We start from the raw sequence: 18,560 nt of genomic DNA on the forward strand, positions 1-18,560 counted from the left end.
CGATGCTGCGACCGGTCGGCCGCACCAGTGGTCACCGCTGCACGAGACGCTCGTACCAGGCGAGCGCCGACTGGTCGGTGAGGCTCGCGACCTGGTCGACCACGACGCGCTTGCGAGCGGCGTCGTCGTCGGCCGCGCGCCAGTCTTCGGCGAAGCCGGCGTCGAGGTGCTGCTCGCCACTCGCGTGCAGCACGTCGGCCAGCGAGGTGAGCACCTCGCGCTGCTGGTGGTAGATCGGCTGCCGGGTGTTCTTGGACATCACGAACGCCGCCACGATGCCCTTCAGCACGGCGATCTCCGCCTGGATCTCGCGGGGGACGACGACGTCGGCGTCGAACCGGATGAGGCTCGCCAGCGGGTACGCCGACCGCGTCGCCGACGTCGCGGCATGGGCGAAGCGACCGATGAGCTGGCTCGTGAGGTTCTTCAGCCGGCCCTGGTCGAAGCGGCTGCCATTCCAGGTGTCGAGCCAGCCGTCGAGGGAATCGAGGCGGTCGAACGCCGCGATGAGCTCGTCATGCGAGACCGACCCGCCGATCCACTCGTACATCGAGGTGACGAGGCTCTCGTGATCGACCCGGGCGCCGAGTGCTGCGACGTCGATGTAGCCGTTGACGATGGCGTCTTCGAAGTCGTGCACCGAGTAGGCGATGTCGTCGGAGAGGTCCATGACCTGCGCTTCGATGCAGAGGCGTCGTTCGGGAGCGCCGGCGCGGAGCCAGCGGAAGACCTCGACGTCGCTCGCGTAGAAGCCGAACTTCGCGCGGCCCGACGGGTCGGCGACGCTCGTGGTGTCGGGCCAGGGGTACTTGCAGCTCGCGTCGAGGCTCGCCCGCGTGAGGTTCAGCCCGTAGCTGCGGCCGTCGGGGCCGAAGACCTTGGGTTCGAGCCGAGTCAGCAGGCGCAGCGTCTGGGCGTTGCCCTCGAACCCGCCGACATCGGCCGCCCAGGTGTTGAGTGCCTTCTCGCCGTTGTGGCCGAACGGCGGGTGACCGAGGTCGTGGGCGAGACATGCCGTGTCGACGACGTCGGGATCGAGACCGAGACTCGACGCGAGCTCACGACCGACCTGGGCCACCTCGAGCGAGTGCGTGAGCCGGTTGCGGGCGAAATCGAGCCCTGCCGTGGGGCTCAGCACCTGCGTCTTCGCCGCGAGCCGGCGCAAGGCACTCGAGTGCAGCAGTCTCGCCCGATCTCGCGCGAAGTCGCTGCGACGCGACGAGTGCTCTTCGGGCAGCCAGCGTTCGGTGTCGGCGGCCTCGTAGCCGCCGAAGAGTCGTTCGCGCACGCTCAGCCGCCGCTCGTGTCGAGTTCGGCGTCGACGAGCGTCACTCGGTCGTGGCCGACGAGCTCTTGCGAGTCGAGCCACCCCTCGGGCAGCGCCGGCTTCTTCGGCGTGCCGGCTCGGCCGCGCGGGCCCTCGGCCCCCTCGCCGGGATACGGCATCGACCAGTCGAGCGTGCCGAGCAGCTCGTCGAGCTGGGCGAGCGACTCCACGGTCGCGAGGCGCGCCCGTGGATCACCGCCCACCGGGTAGCCCTTGAAGTACCAGGCGACGTGCTTGCGGATGTCGCGGCAGCCGCGCTCTTCGCTGTCGAAGAACTCGGTCAGCAGCTCGGCGTGCCGGCGGAAGGTCTGGGCGACCTCGCCGAGCCCGGGCTGGGCGGTGTGCTCCTCACCACGGAACGCCGCGGCGAGATCGCCGAACAGCCACGGCCGCCCGAGGCATCCGCGCCCGACGACGACGCCGTCGCAGCCGGTCTCTGCGACCATGCGCACCGCGTCGGCCGCGGACCAGATGTCGCCGTTGCCGAGCACGGGCACGCTCGTGACCGCCTCTTTCAGCTTCGCGATGGCCGACCAGTCGGCCTCGCCGGAGTAGAACTCGGCGGCCGTGCGCGCGTGCAGTGCGACCGCGGCGACACCAGCACCCTCGGCGATGCGACCGGCCTCGAGGTAGGTGAGGTGATCGGCGTCGATGCCCTTGCGCATCTTCACCGTGAGCGGGATGTCGCCTGCGGCTCGCACCGCACCCTCGACGATGCCGCGGAAGAGCTCGTTCTTCCATGGCAGAGCTGCTCCCCCGCCCTTGCGGGTGACCTTCGGCACGGGGCATCCGAAGTTCAGATCGATGTGATCGGCGCGGTCTTCGGCCACGAGCATGGTGACCGCCTCGGCGACCGTCTTCGGGTCGACGCCGTAGAGCTGGATCGAGCGCGGCGTCTCGGACTCGTGGTGCGTGATCAGCCGCATCGACTCGGGGGTGCGCTCGACGAGCGCACGCGAGGTGATCATCTCGCTGACGTAGAGGCCGGCGCCGAACTCGCGGCAGAGCCGCCGGAACGCCGTGTTGGTGATGCCCGCCATGGGAGCGAGCACGACGGGCACGTCGAGGGCGAGCCCGCCGATCGTGAGCGGGCCAGCAGGAAGCGTGGTGGTTGAAGACATCACCGTCGATTCTCCCAGAGTTCGGGGGCGTCTCGCCCGCTCCGGGCTCGCGCGCCTAGGATTCACGGGAGGACGAGGCTGGGGAGGACGAGATGTCAGAGCTCACGGGCACCGATCGGGTGCGAGCGGATGCCGCGGCGCGCGGCCTCGACGTCGAGATCATCGAGCGACCTGCCGCGAGCAGCCTCGAAGAGGCCGCCGAGCTGATGGGCATCACGCCCGCCGACATCGTCAAGTCCCTCGTGGTCAAGCGGAGTGATGACACCTACGTCTTCGCCCTCGTTCCCGGCGGTCGCAAGATCTCCTGGCCGAAGCTGCGTGCGCTCCTCGGCGTCAACAAGCTGCGCCTGCCCGAGGCGTCGCTCGCACTCGCCGCCACCGGGTACGAACGCGGCACGATCACGCCCCTCGGTTCGACGAGGGCGTGGCCGGTCGTGGCCGACGAGTCGATCACCGGGCGGCGGGTGTCGATGGGTGCCGGCGAGCACGGGCGCAGCCTCTTCGTCGACGCCGACGCGCTCATCGTCGCGTTGGACGCGACCGTCGCCGACATCAGCGACGCCGAGTAGGGCGAGGTCTCGATACGGCGCCGAGGCGCCTACTCGACCGGCGGGTCGGGGCGCGAGCGCCTACTCGGCCGACGCGCCGGGGATGTAGCAGACGTCGCCCTCGCACACCATCGCCGACGGGTCGCCCGCGATCATCGCGAACGGCGTCGGCGTCGCGGCATCCGTCGCCTGCGTCGTCTCGGGCGCACTCATGCGGCCGCCCCGTCGCGCTCGCCGGCGACCTGGGTGAGCGCCTGCGCGAAGACCTCGGCGGGCTGCGCGCCCGAGATGCCGTACTTGCCGTCGATGACGAAGAAGGGCACGCCGTTGATGCCGTAGGCCTGCGCCTGAGCGATGTCGGCCTGCACTGCGTCGCCGTATCGGCCCGACTCGAGGGCGTCGCGTGCCGCGTCGGCGTCGAGGCCGACCTCGGCCGCGTAGGCGACGAGCTCATCGATGCGGTTGACTCGCCCGCCTTCGACGAAGTACGCCTTCAGGAGACGCTCCTTCAATTCGAGCTGCTTGCCCTCGGACTTGGCGAAGTGCAGCACCTCGTGGGCCTTGAGCGTCTTCGTGTGGGCAACCTTCTCGAAGTGGTAGTCGAGCCCGGCCTGCGCCGCAACGCCAGTGACATGGTCGAGCATCTGCTCGACGCGCTCGACCGGCATGCCCTTGCGATCGGCGAGGTACTCGACCGTGGATCCCTCGAAGTCGAGCGGAGTGTCGGGCGAGAGCTCGTACGAGTGGTACGTGATGTCGACCTCGGGCGCGCCGTCACCGAGCGAGGCGATGCCGCTCTCGAGGTGGCGCTTGCCGATGTAGCACCACGGGCACGCGATGTCGGACCAGATGTCGATCTTGATGGGTTCACTCACGAAGTATGCGAACGGATGCTTCGGCTCGCGTATTCCCGCGTCGGCGCCGTGCTTGCCCGCGAGCCCGCGCGTCATCGACCGAGGCATCGTGAGCAGACCCGGTTTAGGGTGAGCGGATGCCTCACGCCGCCGATGCCCCACGCGAACACGTACCCCGGCGCATCCTCGTCGCCGGCACCAGCGGAGCTGGCAAGTCGACCCTCGCACGGCGGATCGCCGCGGCATCCGGAGTGCCGTACGCGGAGATCGACGCGCTGTTCCATGGCCGGGATTGGACGCCGCGTCCGACCTTCGTCGCCGACGTGGACGCGTTCACCTCGCAGCCCGGCTGGGTGACCGAATGGCAATACGACCCCGTTCGGGAACTCCTCGCCGACCGGGCGACGACGATGGTCTTCCTCGACTACTCCCGGGCCCGTGTGATGCGGCAGGTCGTCGCGCGCACTGTGCGGCGCCGCACACAGCGCGAGGTGCTCTGGAACGGCAACGTCGAGGCGCCGCTGCACACGATCTTCAGCGACCCCGAGCACATCATCCGCTGGGCGTGGAACACGCACGCCACGCGAGGCGAACTCGTCGCGGAGGCCGCCCGCCGCCGGCCGCACCTCGACGTCGTGCGACTGCGGCATCCGCGCGAGGCCGAAGCCTGGCTCGCCGCGACATTCCCCTTCCATCTGGAACCGTAGCGATATATCGTTGAGTATCGTTCAAGTCGAACTCCGGGAGGTCATCATGAACAGTCAGCGCCCGACAGGCGGATTCGGTGGAGCAGGTTTCGGGGGTGAGCGCGGCTTCGGCGCCGGCAGCCCCGGCGCTGCGATCTGGGAGGCGATGGAGCAGTTGCGCTCCACGTTCGACCCGCGGCCGGGAATGAAGCGGATGGCGCGAGGCGATGTGCGCGCTGCCGTGCTCGCCTTGCTCGCCGAGCAGCCGATGCACGGCTACCAGATCATCCAGGAGATCGAGGAGCGCAGCGGCGGCGCGTGGAAGCCGAGCGCCGGATCGGTCTACCCCACACTGCAACTGCTCGCCGATGAGGAACTGATCGTCGCCGAGGAGCTCCGCGGCCGCAAGACGTACTCGCTCACCGATCTCGGCCGCGCCGAGGTGGAGGGCGCCGCCGACCGTGCCGCCCCCTGGGAGTCGTCGTCGCCCCACGGCGCCGAACACCATCGCGCGCTCTCGAAGGCCGCCGTCGAACTCGCGGCTGCCGCCGCGCAGCTCGGCCGCAGTGGAACGCCCGACCAGGTGAAGCAGGCCGTCACCGTGCTCGACGGCGCCCGTCGCGCGCTGTACTCGATCCTCGCCGAGAGCTGACACGTGCCGCTGCTGCCTCCCCGTCGGAGTACCGACGAGAGCACGGTGCGATGAGCGACGGTGCACGCCGTGCGCGCTCGCGCCGCATCCTGACGTTCGCCGCCCGACGGCTCATCCAGCTCTGGTGGTTCGAACTCGCGCTGCCGAAACTCGGCCTCGCCGGCGTCGCCGAGCGCACGCGCGAGCGACGCATCAGACGGCTCGCCGAGGACTTCCGCACGCTCGCGGTCGAGCTCGGTGGCCTCATGATCAAGGTCGGACAGTTCCTCTCCTCCCGGCTCGATGTACTACCGCCCGAGATCACCTCGGAGCTCGAGGGGCTGCAGGACGAGGTGCCGCCGGTGCCGTTCCCGGCGATCCGCGAACTCGCGGAGGCCGAGCTCGGGGCACGTCTCGGGCAGGTCTTCGATCGGTTCGACGAGGTGCCCGTGGCGGCAGCATCGCTCGGGCAGGTGCACCGCGCCCGGCTCTCCGACGGAGACGCCGATGAGACCGGCCTGCGTGACGTCGTCGTGAAGGTGCAGCGCCCCGGCATCGACCAGATCGTCGCCGTCGACCTCGCCGCGCTCCGACGGGTCGCCGGCTGGCTGCGACGGGTGCGCGTCGTGTCCGACCGAGTGGATGCCCCCGCCCTCGTCGAGGAGTTCGCCCAGACGAGTCTCGAGGAGATCGACTACCTGCACGAGTCCGCGAGTGCCGAGCGCTTCGCGGAGTCGTTCGCCGACGATGCCCGCGTGTACGCCCCTGCCGTGGTGTGGGAGCGCACGACACGTCGGGTGCTGACTCTCGAAGACGTCACGGCGATCAAGATCAACGACACCGACGCCCTGAAGGCCGCGGGCATCGCGCCCGCCGACGTCGCCCGGGTCTTCGCCGAGATCATGTTCGACCAGGTCTTCACGCACGGCTTCGTGCACGCCGACCCGCACCCGGGCAACATCTTCGTCACCCCGCTGGCGCCCGTGGCCGCTCGCGGCGACGGGCAGAGCGACACGTCCGGCCCGGCCTGGCGGCTCACGTTCGTCGACTTCGGCATGATGGCCGAGGTGCCGACCGAGCTGCGCTCTGGCCTTCGGGCACTCGTCATCGCCGTGGCCGCCCGTGACGGCCGAGCGATGATCGAGGCCGCCCGCGAGATCGGGGTGCTCATGCCGTCGGCCGCGACCGGCGAACTCGAGCGTGCGCTCGCGCAGCTCTTCGAGCGCTTCGGCGGCATGGGCTTCGCCCAGCTGAAGGACGTCGATCCGCAGGAGTTCCGCGAGTTCGGCACGGAGTTCGGCGATGTCATGCGCTCGCTCCCGTTCCAGCTGCCCGAGCGGCTGCTGCTCCTGATCCGATCGATGGCCCTCACCTCGGGCATGTGCAGCGGGCTCGACCCCGAGTTCAACGTGTGGGATGCCGTCGAGCCCTACGCCGCCCGACTCCTCGACGAGGAGCGGGTCGACATCGCGCGAGATCTCGCTGCTGAGGCGATGAAGAGCGCGGGACTCCTCTGGCGCATGCCGCAACGCGTCGACGCGCTCATCACGAAGGCCGACCAGGGCCGGCTCTCGTTCGACACGTCACGTCTCGAACGGCGACTCGATCGACTCGAGGGCGTCGCCCGCCGTGTCGTGTCGGCGGTGCTGTTCGCCGCTCTGCTCATCGGCGGCGCGGTGCTCGCCGGGCCGAACCCCGTGCTCGGAACGACGCTGATGATCGCCTCGGCCCTGCCGCTCATGCACGCCCTGTTCGCCGGGGTGATGGGCCGCCGCGGACGCCGCTAGTCGGTCACTCAGCCGTCACCCGGTCGTCAGCCCGTCGGCGCGTCAGCCCGTCGGCGCGTCGATCGCACCGCCGAAGCGGCGATTGCGTCCCGCGTAGAGCTCGATGGCCTGCCAGAGATCGGTGCGCGAGAAGTCGGGCCAGAGGGTGTCGAGGAAGACCATCTCGGCGTAGGCCGACTGCCAGAGCATGAAGTTCGAGGTGCGCTGCTCACCCGAGCTGCGCACGAAGAGGTCGACGTCGGGCAGCTCGGGCACGTAGAGCCGGTTCGCGATGAGCTTCTCGGAGACAGCTGACGGGCGCAGGCGACCGGATGCCACGTCGTCGGCGATCGACCGCACGGCGTCGGCGATCTCGTTGCGACCGCCGTAGTTGACGCACATCGTGAGCGTCAGCGTGTCGTTCCCCGCCGTCAGCTTCTCGGCGAACTGCAGTTCGCTGATGACCGACGCCCACAGGCGAGGGCGGCGCCCGGCCCAGCGGATGCGCACCCCCCACTCGTTGAGCTGGTCACGGCGGCGGTGCAGCACGTCTCGGTTGTAACCCATGAGGAACCGCACCTCTTCGGGTGAGCGCTTCCAGTTCTCGGTCGAGAAGGCATAGACCGAGAGGTGCTTCACGCCCGCCTGGATGGCGCCGGCCACGACGTCGAGCAGTGCGACCTCGCCCGCCTTGTGCCCCTCGATGCGCGTGAGTCCGCGACGATTGGCCCAACGCCCGTTGCCGTCCATGACGATGGCGACGTGCGCCGGCACCGCGCCCTTCGGCAGCTCGGGCGGGTAGAGCCCAGTCCAGTCGACGGGTCGGTAGGCGACCGCGTCGCGGTGCGTGTAGGGCTTCGGGCTCACTGGTCGGTCGTCTCCCTCGAAACGTGGGGCAACGAGCGGAGGCCGCGCTCGAGATGCCATTGGGTGTAGGCGGCGATGATGCCACTCGCTTGACCGCGATCGCGATCGCTCGACGCCTTCGCGAACACCCAATCGCCCGAGAGCAGGGCGCCGAGCAGCGCCACGGTCGAACTCGCGATGCGCGGGGTGCCGGGCGGCGCGCAGTCGTCGCAGACGACACCTCCGAGCTGCACGACCACGGCGGTGTGTTCGCCGACCCGGCCGCACCGGGCGCAGTCTTGAAAACTCGGCGCCCAGCCGGCGAGGGAGAGCGCTCGCAGCAAGTACGAATCGAGCGTGAGGCTCGCCCCGTGCTCGCGCCTCGACAGCGAACGGAGAGCCCCCACGAGCAGCAGGTACTGCTGCAGCGACCCCTCGGACTCGGTCAGCTTGTCGGCGGCCTCGACCATGGTGTTCGCCGCGGTGTAGGCCGAGTAGTCCTGTGTGATCAGCGCGCCGTAGGCGCCGAGCGACTCAGCCTGCGTCACGACGTCGAGGCTGCGACCCTCGTAGAGCTGCAGGTCGGCGACCATGAAGGGCTCGAGTCGCGAGCCGAACTTCGAGCCGGTGCGCCGCACGCCCTTGGCGACCGCGCGGACCTTGCCGTGCTGCCGGGTGAGCAGGGTGATGATGCGGTCGGCCTCGCCCAGCTTGTGGGTGCGGAGCACGACGGCTTCATCTCGATAGACGGGCACCCTTCATTCTCCCACCCCGCAGCGGCGAACTGACTGAAGCGGATGCCGCGGCGGGCCGGATCCGCATGCTTGACTTGGCTCGGCCGTACCCGCCGCGGCCGAGCCCCGAACCGGAGAGGCAGCGCATGGGAGACATCCTCGTCACCGGAGCGACCGGAAGGGTCGGTCGCCTGCTCGTCGATCGGCTCCGCGCCCGCGGCGACGTGGTGCGTGCGCTGAGCCGCCGCAGCGGCCGCGGCCTCGTGACGGGCGATCTCACCACGGGCGCGGGCATCGAGGCCGCGGTCGACGGGGCCGAAACGATCGTGCAACTTGCGACGACGAACCGTGACGACTCGGGAATCGCCAGAACCCTCGTGAAGGCGATCGGCCCCGACCGCCGCCCGCACCTCGTGCTGCTCTCGATCGTGGGCATCGACCGCAACCCGCTCCCGTATTATCGCGGCAAGCTCGCGACGGAATCGGTCGTGACCGCCTCAGGAGTGCCGCACACGATTCTCCGGGCGACGCAGTTCCACACCTTCGTGACCTCGCTCCTCGACGCGCAGCGGTACTCCCCCGTGCTCATCACTCCGTCGATCAGCCTGCAGCCGGTCGACGTCGGCGAGCTCGTCGATCGCCTCGTCGAACTCGTCGACTCCGCCCCGGCTGGGCGGGTGCCCGACATCGGGGGCCCCGAGGTTCGCTCGTTCCGCTCGCTCGCCGAGTCGTATCGCGCGTCGCGAGGCTGGCATCGCCCGATCATGCCGTTGCGGCTGCCCGGCGCGACGTTCCGCGCCTTCCGCTCCGGCGCCGCGCTCGTGCCCGAGGGCGAGACCGGCGAGCGAACCTTCGAGCAGTTCCTCGCGACGCGTGATTCACTGGTGCCGTGAGCTCCGCACTCTTCGTCATTCCGCTCTGGCTCGACCTCACCGCCGTGGCGATCGGAGCCATTCAAGGAGCGATGTTCGCGGCCCGCCTCACCGAGCGCCGCATCGATCTGCTCGGCGTCGCGCTCATCGGCGTGCTCGTCGGGCTCGGCGGCGGTCTGCTCCGCGACGTGCTCCTGAACCAGCCGCCCGCGGCGATCTTCGACAACTGGTACCTCCCTGTCGCGACCGCCGCCGCACTGCTCGGCATGCTGCTGCTCCGGGTGTTCGCTCGGCTCAACGGGCTCATCATCGCCCTCGACGCGGTCACGATCGGCCTCTTCGGCGCAATCGGCACGACGAAGGCGCTCGCCTTCGGGGCGCCCGTGGTGCCGGCCGTCTTCGTCGGCGTGCTCTCGGCCGTCGGCGGCTCGATCCTGCGCGACGTCGCCCTGAACCTGCCGATCGCGCTCATGCACGTCGGCTCGCTCTACGCGATCGCCGCGACCGTCGGAGCGGCGCTTCTCGTCGTGCTCGTCGCCCTCGGGGTCAACGTGGTCGTGGCCGGCAGCGCCTGCGTGGTCGTGACCACCCTGATCAGGCTCGGCTCCGTGCGCTTCGGCTGGAGCCTCCCCGAGCAACGAGCGCTCGGCTCATGGAAGGTCTGGCGCCGCGCCTGACGCCCGCGCCCTGAAACGAGCGGATGCCGCGTGCGCACCTCGTGCACGCGGCATCCGACCTCGATCAGATCTCGACGATCAGACCGCGACGACCTCGCGCTCGGCACCCGACGGAACCGTGTTGCGGAGCGCGCGGTTGACCGCTGAGACGACGGCCTTCAGCGACGCCGTCGAGATGTCGGCGTCGATGCCGACACCCCAGAGCACCCGGCCCTCGACCTCGAGCTCGACGTAGGCGGCAGCGAGCGAGTTGCCGCTCGCGGCGAGCGTGTGCTCGACGTAGTCGCGCAGCTGCACGTCGACACCCTCGGTGCCGAGCACCGCGAGGAACGCCGAGATCGGTCCGTTGCCGCTCGCGTCGGCCTCGACGCGCTCGTCGCCGTCACGGAGGCCAACCCGCACGTTGACCACGCCGTCGAGCGCGCTCTCGGTGCGCAGCGACAGCAGTTCGAAACGGCCCCACTTCTCGTCGGGGTGATCAGCCGGCGCCGGCAGGTACTCGTCGTTGAAGACGCGCCAGATCTCATCGCTCGAGACCTCGCCGCCCTCGGCGTCGGTCTTGGCCTGCACGACGCCCGAGAACTCGATCTGCAGCCGGCGGGGCAGGTCGAGGGCGTGGTCGGTCTTCAGCAGGTACGCGACGCCGCCCTTGCCCGACTGGGAGTTCACGCGGATGACGGCCTCGTAGCTGCGACCGAGGTCGCGCGGGTCGACCGGCAGGTACGGCACCGCCCACTCGAGTTCGCCGAGGCTCACGCCGCGGCGCTCGGCCTCGGCGTCCATCGCCTCGAAGCCCTTCTTGATGGCGTCTTGGTGCGAGCCCGAGAACGCCGTGTAGACGAGGTCGCCGGCCCACGGGTGGCGCTCGGGAACGGGCAGCTGGTTGCAGTACTCGACCGTGCGCTTGACCTCGTCGATGTCGGAGAAGTCGATCTGCGGGTCGATGCCCTGGGTGAAGAGGTTCACCCCGAGGGCGACGAGGTCGACGTTGCCGGTGCGCTCGCCATTGCCGAAGAGGCAGCCCTCGATGCGGTCGGCGCCCGCCAGGTAGCCCAGCTCGGCGGCCGCCACGGCGGTGCCCCGGTCGTTGTGGGGATGCAGCGAGAGGATCACGTTCTCGCGGTGTGCGAGGTGCCGCGACATCCACTCGATGGAGTCGGCGTAGACGTTCGGCGTCGCCATCTCGACCGTCGCCGGCAGGTTGATGATGACCTTGCGCTCGGGAGTCGGCTCGAAGATCTCGATGACCTGGTTGCAGACGTCGACCGCGAACTCGAGTTCGGTGCCGGTGTAGCTCTCGGGCGAGTACTCGTAGAAGACGGTGGTGCCGGGCACCTTCGCCTCCATCGCGCGGCAGGTGCGCGCACCGTGCAGGGCGATGTCGATGATGCCCTGCTTGTCGGTGCGGAAGACGACCTCGCGCTGCAGGATGCTCGTCGAGTTGTAGAGGTGAACGATGGCCTGCTTGGCCCCGGCGATCGACTCGTAGGTGCGCTCGATGAGGTGATCGCGAGCCTGGGTCAACACCTGGATGGTCACGTCGTCGGGGATCGCATCGCCCTCGATGAGGCTGCGCACGAAGTCGAAGTCGGTCTGGCTCGCGCTCGGGAACCCGACCTCGATCTCCTTGTAGCCCATCTTGACCAGGAGGTCGAACATGATGCGCTTGCGCTCGGGGCTCATCGGATCGATGAGGGCCTGGTTGCCGTCGCGGAGGTCGACGGCGCACCAGCGCGGTGCCTGCTCGATGCGCTTGGCCGGCCACGTTCGATCGGGCAGGTCGACGCGGATCTGCTCGTGGAACGGGCGGTAACGATGCACTGGCATCGACGACGGCTTCTGAGTGTTCTGCATGGGGTGCTCTTCTCGCTTACGGATGGGTTTCAGCCGACGACGAACTCCGCAGCGAGGGAGGCCTGAGAACTAGGACTCGCTGCGGCAGCTAAGGAGAAGCAGGCCGTGAAGCACGAGTCAAGGCTAACACCGCACGTCGCCGGGTGCGCAACATGACGGACGAGCGGATGCGTCCCCGACGCATCCGCTCGTTCCGGCCCCCGGCGTCTCGCGGTCGGGTTCCCTCAGTCGACCGCGAGCGCGACGACCGGCGAGACGCGCATCGCGCGACGCGCCGGTGCGATGGAGGCGACGAGCGTGAGCACTCCCGCCGCGAGGAGCAGCCCACCGAAGAGCGCCCATGGGATGCCGGGGAAGACGAAGACGGGCTCGGCCTGCGCGCCGCCGAGCAGCGCCTGCGCCCCGGCCCAGCCGTACCCGAAGCCGAGCACGATGCCGGTGACCGTCGCGGCGAGGGTGAGGGCGGCACTCTCGACCACGATCATGCGCCGCAACTGGCGACGGTCGAAGCCGAGCGCCCGTAGCAGTCCGAGCTCACGAGTGCGCTGCATCACGCTGAGCGAGAGCGTGTTGACCATGCCGATCGCGGCGATCAATGCGCTGAAGCCGATCAGCACGGTGAAGACCGCGACGGTCACGTTCAGCATCTCGTCGATGCCGGCGTAGACCTCTGGGTGCGCCTCCTGGGCGGCGAGCAGCATCGCGCGGTACGACTCCATCGTCACCGAGAAGGTCGTCACGAGCGTGACGCCGATCACGAGGCCGATCGTCATGCGCGAGCTCCGCTCCGGGTGGCGCACTGCATTCTCGGCGGCGAGGCGGGCGGCGGGTGAAGCGCCGAAGAGTCGGCCGACGAGCCGAAGTACCGGCGGCATCACGACGTGGGCGCCGAGCACGATGCCGGTGAACGAGACGAGTCCGCCGACCATGCCGATGAGCACGCCGGTCGGATCGCTGAGCCCCCAGATCACACCCGCGACGAGCAGTGCGATGCCGAGCACGAACAGCACGAGCGCCGTGACGTTGCGGCCCCGGTGACGGGCCAGCTCCTCTCGATCCTGCTCATTCGAGTTGCCGATCGCCTGGATCGGTCGAACCCGCAGCACGCGCCGCGACCCGACCCACGAAGCGAGCCACGTGGTGACGACCACGGCCACCGCCGGCAGCACGATCGAGACGTTCACGTAGTCGTAGTCGGTCGCCGGCATGAGGTCGTTCGCCACCGCGAAGGCCGAGAGGCCGAAGGCGACGCCAGTGCCGAGCACGACGCCGATCGCCGCCCCGATGAGCCCGATGAGCAGCCCCTCTCGGGCGATCTGCGCTCGCTGCGCCCGAGCGCTGGAGCCGATGAGCCGCAGCAGAGCGATGAGCCGCGTGCGGCCGGCCACCACGGTCGCGACGGTGTTGGCCGTCACGATGGCGCTGACGTAGATCGCGATCACGATGAACACGAGCGCGACGATGCCCAGCATGAGTGCCACGGTGTCACTGCCGCCGGTCACGTCGTCGGCGGCGATCGCAGCGCCGAGCAGACCCGTGATGTGCAGCAGCGCCACGCCGAACGTGCCGGCAAGCGCGGCGACGAGCAGCGTCGGCCACTGGTCCTTGAGTCGGGTGTGCATCAGGCGGCGACTTCCATGGAGAGCATGAACGAGGAGATCTCCTCGGCCGACGACCGACCCGAGTCGCGCACGATGCGACCGTCGGCGAGGAACAGGATGCGGTCGGCGTGGCTCGCGGCGACGGGGTCGTGGGTGACCATGGCGATCGACTGACCGTAGCGCGCGCTCGCGGCGGCGAGCAGGCCGAGCACCTCGCGGCCGGTGCGCGAATCGAGATTGCCGGTCGGCTCGTCGGCGAACACGAGGTCGGGGCGGGTGGCGAGGGCACGTGCGATCGCGACCCGCTGCTGCTGCCCGCCCGAGAGTTCGTGCGGGCGGTGCCCGATGCGCGAGCGCAGGCCGAGCGTGTCGAACAGTTCGTCGATCCAGGCCTGCTCGTCACGCGTCGGCCGGCGGCCGTCGAGGTCGAACGGCAGCATGACGTTGCCGCGCACGTCGAGCGTCGGCACGAGGTTGAACGACTGGAAGATGAAACCGATCCGACGACGGCGCAGCACCGTCAGCGCGGAGTCGGGAAGTTCGGTGATGTCGGTGTCGCCGAGCCACACCCGGCCGGTCGTCGGAGAATCGAGGCCGGCCATGATGTGCATGAGGGTGGACTTGCCCGAGCCCGAAGGGCCCATGATGGCGGTGAACTCGCCGCGTCGGAGGCCCAGCGAGACGGCGTCGAGGGCGGTGACGGTGCCCGAGCCGTCTCCGTAGCGCTTGCCGAGTTCGGCGACGCGAGCGATCAGGCCGAGGTCAGAGGGTTGGATCTGCATGTCTTCGACGCTACGGATGGCGCGAGCGCGCGGCATCCGGCCGACGGATGGTTCGCCGTCATCCCAGCGGATGACGTCACTCGACCGGCGGAACCGGCACCTCGTGCTCGTAGGCGAACACCACGAGCTGCACGCGATCGCGCAGCCCGAGCTTGGCGAGGATGCGGCTGACGTGCGTCTTGACCGTCGCCTCCGAGAGGAACTCGGATGCCGCGATCTCGCCGTTGCTGAGCCCGCGTGCCGCCAGCGCGAAGATCTCCCGCTCGCGCGGGGTCAGCTCCGACCACGCCGCGGGCGCCGGGCGGCGACCGCTCCCCCGGCCGACGTGCGCGAAGAGCGCGCGGGTCGCAGCCGCGGCGATCACCTGGTTGCCCTGGTGCACCGTGCGAACCGCCGCGAGCAGGAACTCGGGGTCGGCGTCCTTCAGCACGAATCCGCTCGCACCCGCGCGAATCGCCCGCGCCGCGTTCTCGTCGAGGTCGAAGGTCGTGAGCACGAGCACGCGCGGCGGTGCGACGCCGTCGCGATCGGCGGCGGCGAGGATCTGCTCGGTCGCGGCGATGCCGTCTTGCGCCGGCATCCGCACGTCCATGAGCACGACATCGGGGCGCTCGCGACGGGCGAGCTCGACGCCCGCGACGCCGTCACCGGCGTCGCCGACGACCTCGAGATCGGGTTGGGATTCGAGCAGCATGCGCACACCGGCGCGGAACAGGGCCTGGTCGTCGACGAGCGCGACGCGGATGCCGCTCACGCGAGCCTGCTCGTCTGTGCGGGGATGCGGGCCATCAGCCAGAACATGCCGTCATCACCGGCCTCGACCCGCAGGGTACCTCCGGCGAGTTGCGCGCGTTCGCGCATGCCGGGGATGCCGTGCCGGAACGCATGCGACTCGGGCGCCGCGGCATCCGCTCGCCTGGCGTTCACGAGCGTGACCGCGACGCCGTCGGCGTCCCAGGCGAAGGTGAGGTGCACCGGTTCGGTGACGTCTCCGTGTCGAAGTGCATTGGTGAGGCCTTCCTGGGCGATTCGGTACACGGCGATCTGATGCCCGGTGCCGAGCTGCAGGCGCGCGCCGGTCTCGGTGAAGCGCACGTCGAGGCCCGCGGAACGCACCTGATCGAGCAGCTCGTCGAGATCGTCGAGCACGGGCTGCGGCGCTCCGGCCTCGTCGTGGCGCAGTTCGGCGAGCAGCAGGCGAACGTCGCCGAGCGCACCGCGCGCCACGCCGGCGATCGTGCCGAGCGCGTCGACGGCCGATTGCGGGCGCGCGGCGGCGGCGAAGCGCGCGCCGTCGGCCTGTGCGATGACCACCGCGAGCGAGTGCGCGACGACGTCGTGCATGTCGCGCGCGATGCGGTTGCGCTCCTGCTCGACGACGTAGCGGTACTCGACGAGCTCGCGCTCGCGGTTGGCGGTCTCCTCGCGGCGGCGCACCTCCCGCGTGTCGCGCACGGAACGCACGAGGAGCCCGGCGGTCCACGCGAGCACGAGCACGGCGATCGACGCGACCAGAAGAACGACCGACAGGATGAACGTGCTGACGGCGTCTTGACCCGCGAAGCCGGCGCTGTCGAACAGCGGTTTGACGACCGCGAGGTACGCCGTCGCGAGCAGCGCGCCAGCGCCGGCCGAGGCCAGGCCCAGCCACTTCACGAGGCGGCCGCCATGCGCGGCCGTGGAGTACAGCACCCCGATCACCGCGGCGTCGTAGAGCTGGAGATCGCGCAGCATCAGCATCTGCGAGAGCGCGGCGACCCAGGCGACGCCGAGCGACCAGGCGGGTGAGAACCGGCGAACGGCGAGGGCGCCGGTGAACGCCGCGAGCACCGCGATGTCCGCCCAGCCGCCGAGCGCCGCGAAGGGAGAGCACACGAGCGCGAACACGCCGGCGAGCACGATGTCGGTCGTGAGCTTCGCGCGGCTGATCGTGGTGGGCACCGATCCACCGTACGCGCTCACGAACGCGAGAAGCTCAGCGGGCGCGCGGAATCATCCTCGAGTCGTACGCGAGAGGGTCGCGGCGCCGGGGCGGACGCGCCCCACAGCAGCGAACATCAGAACCCGAGGCGCCCGAGCTGCTTCGGGTCGCGCTGCCACTCCTTGGCGACCTTCACGTGCAGCGCAAGGTGCACCTTGCGGCCGAGCAAGCCTTCGATCTGCGCCCGAGCGGTCGTGCCGACCTCGCGCAGGCGCGAGCCGCCCTTGCCGATGATGATGCCCTTCTGACTGTCGCGCTCGACGTAGAGGTTCGCGTAGATCTCGAGCAGGTCTTTGTCGTCGCGCTCGATCATGTCGTCGACCGTGACCGCGATCGAATGCGGCAGTTCGTCGGAGACACCCTCGAGCGCGGCCTCGCGGATGAATTCGGCGATGCGCTCGGCCGGGTCTTCGTCGGTGATGGTCTCGGCCGGGTACAGCGGCTGCTCCGACTCGGGCAGGAGCGCCAGCAGTTCGGCGACGAGCACGTCGAGCTGCTCGCCGCGGGGGGCCGAAACGGGGATGATCGCCGCCCACTCGCGGAGCTCCGACACGGCGAGCAGGTGCTCGGCGATCTGCTTCTTCGACGCGGCATCCGTCTTCGTGACGATCGCGACCTTCTTGGCGCGCGGGTAGTGCTCGAGCTGCTCGTTGATGAATCGGTCGCCCGGGCCGATCGGCTCGTTCGCCGGCACGCAGAACGCGATGACGTCGACGTCGCCGAGCGTGGACTGCACGAGGGAGTTGAGACGCTCGCCGAGCAGGGTGCGCGGCCGGTGCAGCCCCGGGGTGTCGACGAGGATCAGCTGCCCGTTCTCGCGGTGCACGATGCCGCGGATGGCGCGGCGCGTCGTCTGCGGCTTCGAACTCGTGATCGCCACCTTCTCGCCGACGAGCGCATTGGTCAGCGTCGACTTGCCGACGTTCGGCCGCCCCACGAATGAGACGAATCCGGCACGGTACTCAGCCACGGCTGTTCCTTCCATCGGTGTCGCTCGATTCGAACGCGCTCTGCACGTCGATGAGCGCCTGATCGCGTTCGACGAGGATCGTCGAGATGCGCTTGCGCCGGCCCTCGGTGCGCTCGGCCTCGAGCACGAGGCCCGAGACGGTGACCCGTTCGCCGGGCTGCGCCAGCCGACCGAGCTCCTTCGCCAGCAGGCCACCGGCCGAGTCGACGTCTTCGTCTTCGATGTCGAGCCCGAAGAGCTCGCCGAGTTCGTCGATCGGGAGCCGCGCGTTCACGCGGAACCGGCCCTCGCCGAGTTCTTCGACCTGGGCGGCTTCACGGTCGTACTCGTCGGAGATATCGCCCACAAGCTCTTCGATGACGTCTTCGAGGGTGACGAGACCCGCGATGCCGCCGTATTCGTCGACGACCATCGCGAGGTGGTTCGACTCGAGCTGCATCTGGCGCAGCAGGGCGTCGGCCTTCATCGACTCGGGCACGAAGAGTGCAGGGCGCACGAGCTCGCCGACCGTGAGCCCCTCGGCGTCGAGCGGGCGCTCGAACCCGAGCCGGGCGAGGTCGCGCAGGTAGAGCACGCCGGTCACGTCGTCGGCATCGCGCTCGATCACCGGGATGCGCGAGTACCCGGCGTTCAGGAACACGGCCATTGCGTGCTGCAAGTGCGCCGACGACTCGATCGTGACCATGTCGGTGCGCGGCACCATCACCTCGCGCACGACGGTGTCGTTGAACTCGAAGATGGAGTGGATCAGTTCGCGATCGCCCTCTTCGAGCACGTCGAGCTCGGTGGCCTCGTCGACCATGCTGAGCAGTTGCTCTTCACTCGAGACCCCCGCGAAGCGGATGCGGCCCGGCGTCACCCGGTTGCCGAGGGTGACGAGCGCGTTCGCCAAGGGGCCGAGCAGCACCCGCAGGAAGTGCACGAGCGGCGCCGTGAGCTGCAGCACTCGCGTGGCGTTGACGCGCCCCACACTGCGAGGGCTCGCGCCGACGAGCACGAACGACACCGCGGTCATGATGAGCGCCGCGAACAGCAGCACGAGCCACACGTTGTCGAAGAACGACGTGAAGGCGAGCGTCACGAGCACGGCCGCGGTCGTCTCGGCGATGATGCGCATGAAGTTGACGGCGTTGACGTGCGCGCCGGTGTCGTCGGCGATCGCCAGCAGCGAGCGCCGGGCGCGGGACTCGAGCGCGAGCTCGGTCACGTCGGCTCGTGAGCTCGATGCGATCGCCGAATCGACGGCGGCCATGAGCCCGCCGAAGGCGACGAGCACGAGAGCCGCGCCGAGGAAGAGCCAGGGCTGCATG

The 18,560-nt window shown here is 69.7% G+C and carries 19 protein-coding genes; 6 read left to right on the forward strand and 13 right to left on the reverse strand.

Translation table 11 applies throughout. The features are described from left to right. Window positions 1-31: 31 nt before the first annotated feature. Together H521_RS0112060 and dusB are read right to left on the reverse strand one after the other, a co-directional pair. Window positions 32-1,288: a deoxyguanosinetriphosphate triphosphohydrolase gene (locus H521_RS0112060; RefSeq protein WP_022893278.1), complete on the reverse strand. Its 1,257-nt coding sequence runs from the start codon at window positions 1,286-1,288 to the stop codon at window positions 32-34. A gap of 2 nt (window positions 1,289-1,290) precedes the next feature. After that, entirely contained in the window at window positions 1,291-2,448 is a 1,158-nt protein-coding gene (gene dusB, locus H521_RS0112065; RefSeq protein ID WP_022893279.1) for a tRNA dihydrouridine synthase DusB, read from the reverse strand. A gap of 92 nt (window positions 2,449-2,540) precedes the next feature. On the opposite strand from dusB, the gene H521_RS0112070 reads away from it, so the two are divergent. Next, a complete protein-coding gene (locus H521_RS0112070; RefSeq protein WP_022893280.1) occupies window positions 2,541-3,017 on the forward strand; it encodes an aminoacyl-tRNA deacylase in 477 nt (158 codons plus the stop codon). A 60-nt stretch (window positions 3,018-3,077) separates the two neighbouring features. On the opposite strand, the gene H521_RS26590 is transcribed toward H521_RS0112070, so the two are convergent. Then, a complete protein-coding gene (locus H521_RS26590) occupies window positions 3,078-3,209 on the reverse strand; it encodes a hypothetical protein (protein WP_022893281.1) in 132 nt (43 codons plus the stop codon). Continuing rightward, window positions 3,206-3,871, reverse strand: a complete 666-nt coding sequence (locus H521_RS0112080; RefSeq protein ID WP_026482227.1) for a DsbA family oxidoreductase — start codon at window positions 3,869-3,871, stop codon at window positions 3,206-3,208. Before H521_RS0112080 ends, H521_RS26590 begins: the two co-directional genes overlap by 4 nt. 116 nt (window positions 3,872-3,987) lie before the next feature. Here H521_RS0112080 and H521_RS0112085 point away from each other — a divergent pair, with 116 nt between their 5' ends. Genes H521_RS0112085 through H521_RS0112095 form a run of 3 tightly spaced genes read left to right on the forward strand, consistent with a single transcriptional unit; the run spans window position 3,988 to window position 6,954 of the window. Continuing rightward, a complete protein-coding gene (locus H521_RS0112085; RefSeq protein ID WP_022893283.1) occupies window positions 3,988-4,557 on the forward strand; it encodes a P-loop NTPase family protein in 570 nt (189 codons plus the stop codon). A gap of 46 nt (window positions 4,558-4,603) precedes the next feature. Continuing rightward, the gene (locus H521_RS0112090; RefSeq protein ID WP_022893284.1) at window positions 4,604-5,188 is read left to right on the forward strand and encodes a PadR family transcriptional regulator; all 585 of its coding nucleotides are present in this window, start codon (window positions 4,604-4,606) and stop codon (window positions 5,186-5,188) included. A gap of 50 nt (window positions 5,189-5,238) precedes the next feature. Beyond that, window positions 5,239-6,954: an ABC1 kinase family protein gene (locus H521_RS0112095; protein ID WP_022893285.1), complete on the forward strand. Its 1,716-nt coding sequence runs from the start codon at window positions 5,239-5,241 to the stop codon at window positions 6,952-6,954. Window positions 6,955-6,996: 42 nt separating this feature from the next. Here H521_RS0112095 and H521_RS0112100 read toward each other — a convergent pair whose 3' ends face one another. Both H521_RS0112100 and recO read right to left on the reverse strand, forming a co-directional pair. Further along, window positions 6,997-7,800, reverse strand: coding sequence for an isoprenyl transferase (locus H521_RS0112100; protein ID WP_022893286.1), 804 nt, complete (start codon window positions 7,798-7,800; stop codon window positions 6,997-6,999). After that, window positions 7,797-8,534 carry a DNA repair protein RecO gene (recO, locus tag H521_RS0112105; protein WP_022893287.1) on the reverse strand — a complete coding sequence of 246 codons (738 nt, stop codon included), beginning with the start codon at window positions 8,532-8,534 and terminating at the stop codon, window positions 7,797-7,799. Before recO ends, H521_RS0112100 begins: the two co-directional genes overlap by 4 nt. A gap of 125 nt (window positions 8,535-8,659) precedes the next feature. Between recO and H521_RS0112110 the strand changes: the two genes are divergently transcribed. Together H521_RS0112110 and H521_RS0112115 are read left to right on the forward strand one after the other, a co-directional pair. Continuing rightward, on the forward strand, window positions 8,660-9,406 hold the full coding sequence (locus H521_RS0112110; protein ID WP_022893288.1) for an SDR family oxidoreductase: 747 nt from the start codon (window positions 8,660-8,662) through the stop codon (window positions 9,404-9,406). Continuing rightward, window positions 9,403-10,062 carry a trimeric intracellular cation channel family protein gene (locus tag H521_RS0112115; protein ID WP_022893289.1) on the forward strand — a complete coding sequence of 220 codons (660 nt, stop codon included), beginning with the start codon at window positions 9,403-9,405 and terminating at the stop codon, window positions 10,060-10,062. The genes H521_RS0112110 and H521_RS0112115 overlap by 4 nt, the downstream gene beginning before the upstream one ends. A 78-nt stretch (window positions 10,063-10,140) precedes the next feature. On the opposite strand, the gene leuA is transcribed toward H521_RS0112115, so the two are convergent. From leuA to H521_RS0112150, 7 genes are all read right to left on the reverse strand, one after another. Next, window positions 10,141-11,916, reverse strand: a complete 1,776-nt coding sequence (leuA, locus tag H521_RS0112120) for a 2-isopropylmalate synthase (RefSeq protein WP_022893290.1) — start codon at window positions 11,914-11,916, stop codon at window positions 10,141-10,143. A gap of 224 nt (window positions 11,917-12,140) precedes the next feature. Beyond that, window positions 12,141-13,538 carry an FtsX-like permease family protein gene (locus tag H521_RS0112125; RefSeq protein WP_022893291.1) on the reverse strand — a complete coding sequence of 466 codons (1,398 nt, stop codon included), beginning with the start codon at window positions 13,536-13,538 and terminating at the stop codon, window positions 12,141-12,143. Then, window positions 13,538-14,299, reverse strand: a complete 762-nt coding sequence (locus tag H521_RS0112130) for an ABC transporter ATP-binding protein (protein WP_022893292.1) — start codon at window positions 14,297-14,299, stop codon at window positions 13,538-13,540. The genes H521_RS0112125 and H521_RS0112130 overlap by 1 nt, the downstream gene beginning before the upstream one ends. Window positions 14,300-14,375: 76 nt before the next feature. Next, window positions 14,376-15,053: a response regulator gene (locus H521_RS0112135; RefSeq protein WP_022893293.1), complete on the reverse strand. Its 678-nt coding sequence runs from the start codon at window positions 15,051-15,053 to the stop codon at window positions 14,376-14,378. Next, the gene (locus tag H521_RS23100) at window positions 15,050-16,240 is read right to left on the reverse strand and encodes a sensor histidine kinase (protein ID WP_040424645.1); all 1,191 of its coding nucleotides are present in this window, start codon (window positions 16,238-16,240) and stop codon (window positions 15,050-15,052) included. The genes H521_RS0112135 and H521_RS23100 overlap by 4 nt, the downstream gene beginning before the upstream one ends. Before the next feature lie 116 nt (window positions 16,241-16,356). Continuing rightward, the gene (gene era / locus H521_RS0112145; RefSeq protein ID WP_040424628.1) at window positions 16,357-17,265 is read right to left on the reverse strand and encodes a GTPase Era; all 909 of its coding nucleotides are present in this window, start codon (window positions 17,263-17,265) and stop codon (window positions 16,357-16,359) included. Continuing rightward, window positions 17,243-18,559, reverse strand: coding sequence for a hemolysin family protein (locus H521_RS0112150; protein ID WP_022893296.1), 1,317 nt, complete (start codon window positions 18,557-18,559; stop codon window positions 17,243-17,245). Before H521_RS0112150 ends, era begins: the two co-directional genes overlap by 23 nt. Between the last annotated feature and the right edge of the window lies 1 nt (window position 18,560).

Origin of the sequence: Agromyces subbeticus DSM 16689, from assembly GCF_000421565.1 — a bacterium.
In the GTDB taxonomy this organism is placed as follows: Bacteria; Actinomycetota; Actinomycetes; order Actinomycetales; family Microbacteriaceae; genus Agromyces; species Agromyces subbeticus.

What these genes read in the sequence shown, in the direction of transcription:
- H521_RS0112125 (WP_022893291.1), bottom strand. Translation starts at nt 13,538, where the DNA reads ATGCACACCCGACTCAAGGACCAGTGGCCGACGCTGCTCGTCGCCGCG.
- H521_RS0112130 (WP_022893292.1), bottom strand. Translation starts at nt 14,299, where the DNA reads ATGCAGATCCAACCCTCTGACCTCGGCCTGATCGCTCGCGTCGCCGAA.
- leuA (WP_022893290.1), bottom strand. Translation starts at nt 11,916, where the DNA reads ATGCAGAACACTCAGAAGCCGTCGTCGATGCCAGTGCATCGTTACCGC.
- H521_RS0112090 (WP_022893284.1), top strand. Translation starts at nt 4,604, where the DNA reads ATGAACAGTCAGCGCCCGACAGGCGGATTCGGTGGAGCAGGTTTCGGG.
- dusB (WP_022893279.1), bottom strand. Translation starts at nt 2,448, where the DNA reads ATGTCTTCAACCACCACGCTTCCTGCTGGCCCGCTCACGATCGGCGGG.
- era (WP_040424628.1), bottom strand. Translation starts at nt 17,265, where the DNA reads ATGGAAGGAACAGCCGTGGCTGAGTACCGTGCCGGATTCGTCTCATTC.
- H521_RS0112150 (WP_022893296.1), bottom strand. Translation starts at nt 18,559, where the DNA reads ATGCAGCCCTGGCTCTTCCTCGGCGCGGCTCTCGTGCTCGTCGCCTTC.
- H521_RS0112095 (WP_022893285.1), top strand. Translation starts at nt 5,239, where the DNA reads ATGAGCGACGGTGCACGCCGTGCGCGCTCGCGCCGCATCCTGACGTTC.
- H521_RS0112070 (WP_022893280.1), top strand. Translation starts at nt 2,541, where the DNA reads ATGTCAGAGCTCACGGGCACCGATCGGGTGCGAGCGGATGCCGCGGCG.
- H521_RS26590 (WP_022893281.1), bottom strand. Translation starts at nt 3,209, where the DNA reads ATGAGTGCGCCCGAGACGACGCAGGCGACGGATGCCGCGACGCCGACG.
- H521_RS0112085 (WP_022893283.1), top strand. Translation starts at nt 3,988, where the DNA reads ATGCCTCACGCCGCCGATGCCCCACGCGAACACGTACCCCGGCGCATC.
- H521_RS0112110 (WP_022893288.1), top strand. Translation starts at nt 8,660, where the DNA reads ATGGGAGACATCCTCGTCACCGGAGCGACCGGAAGGGTCGGTCGCCTG.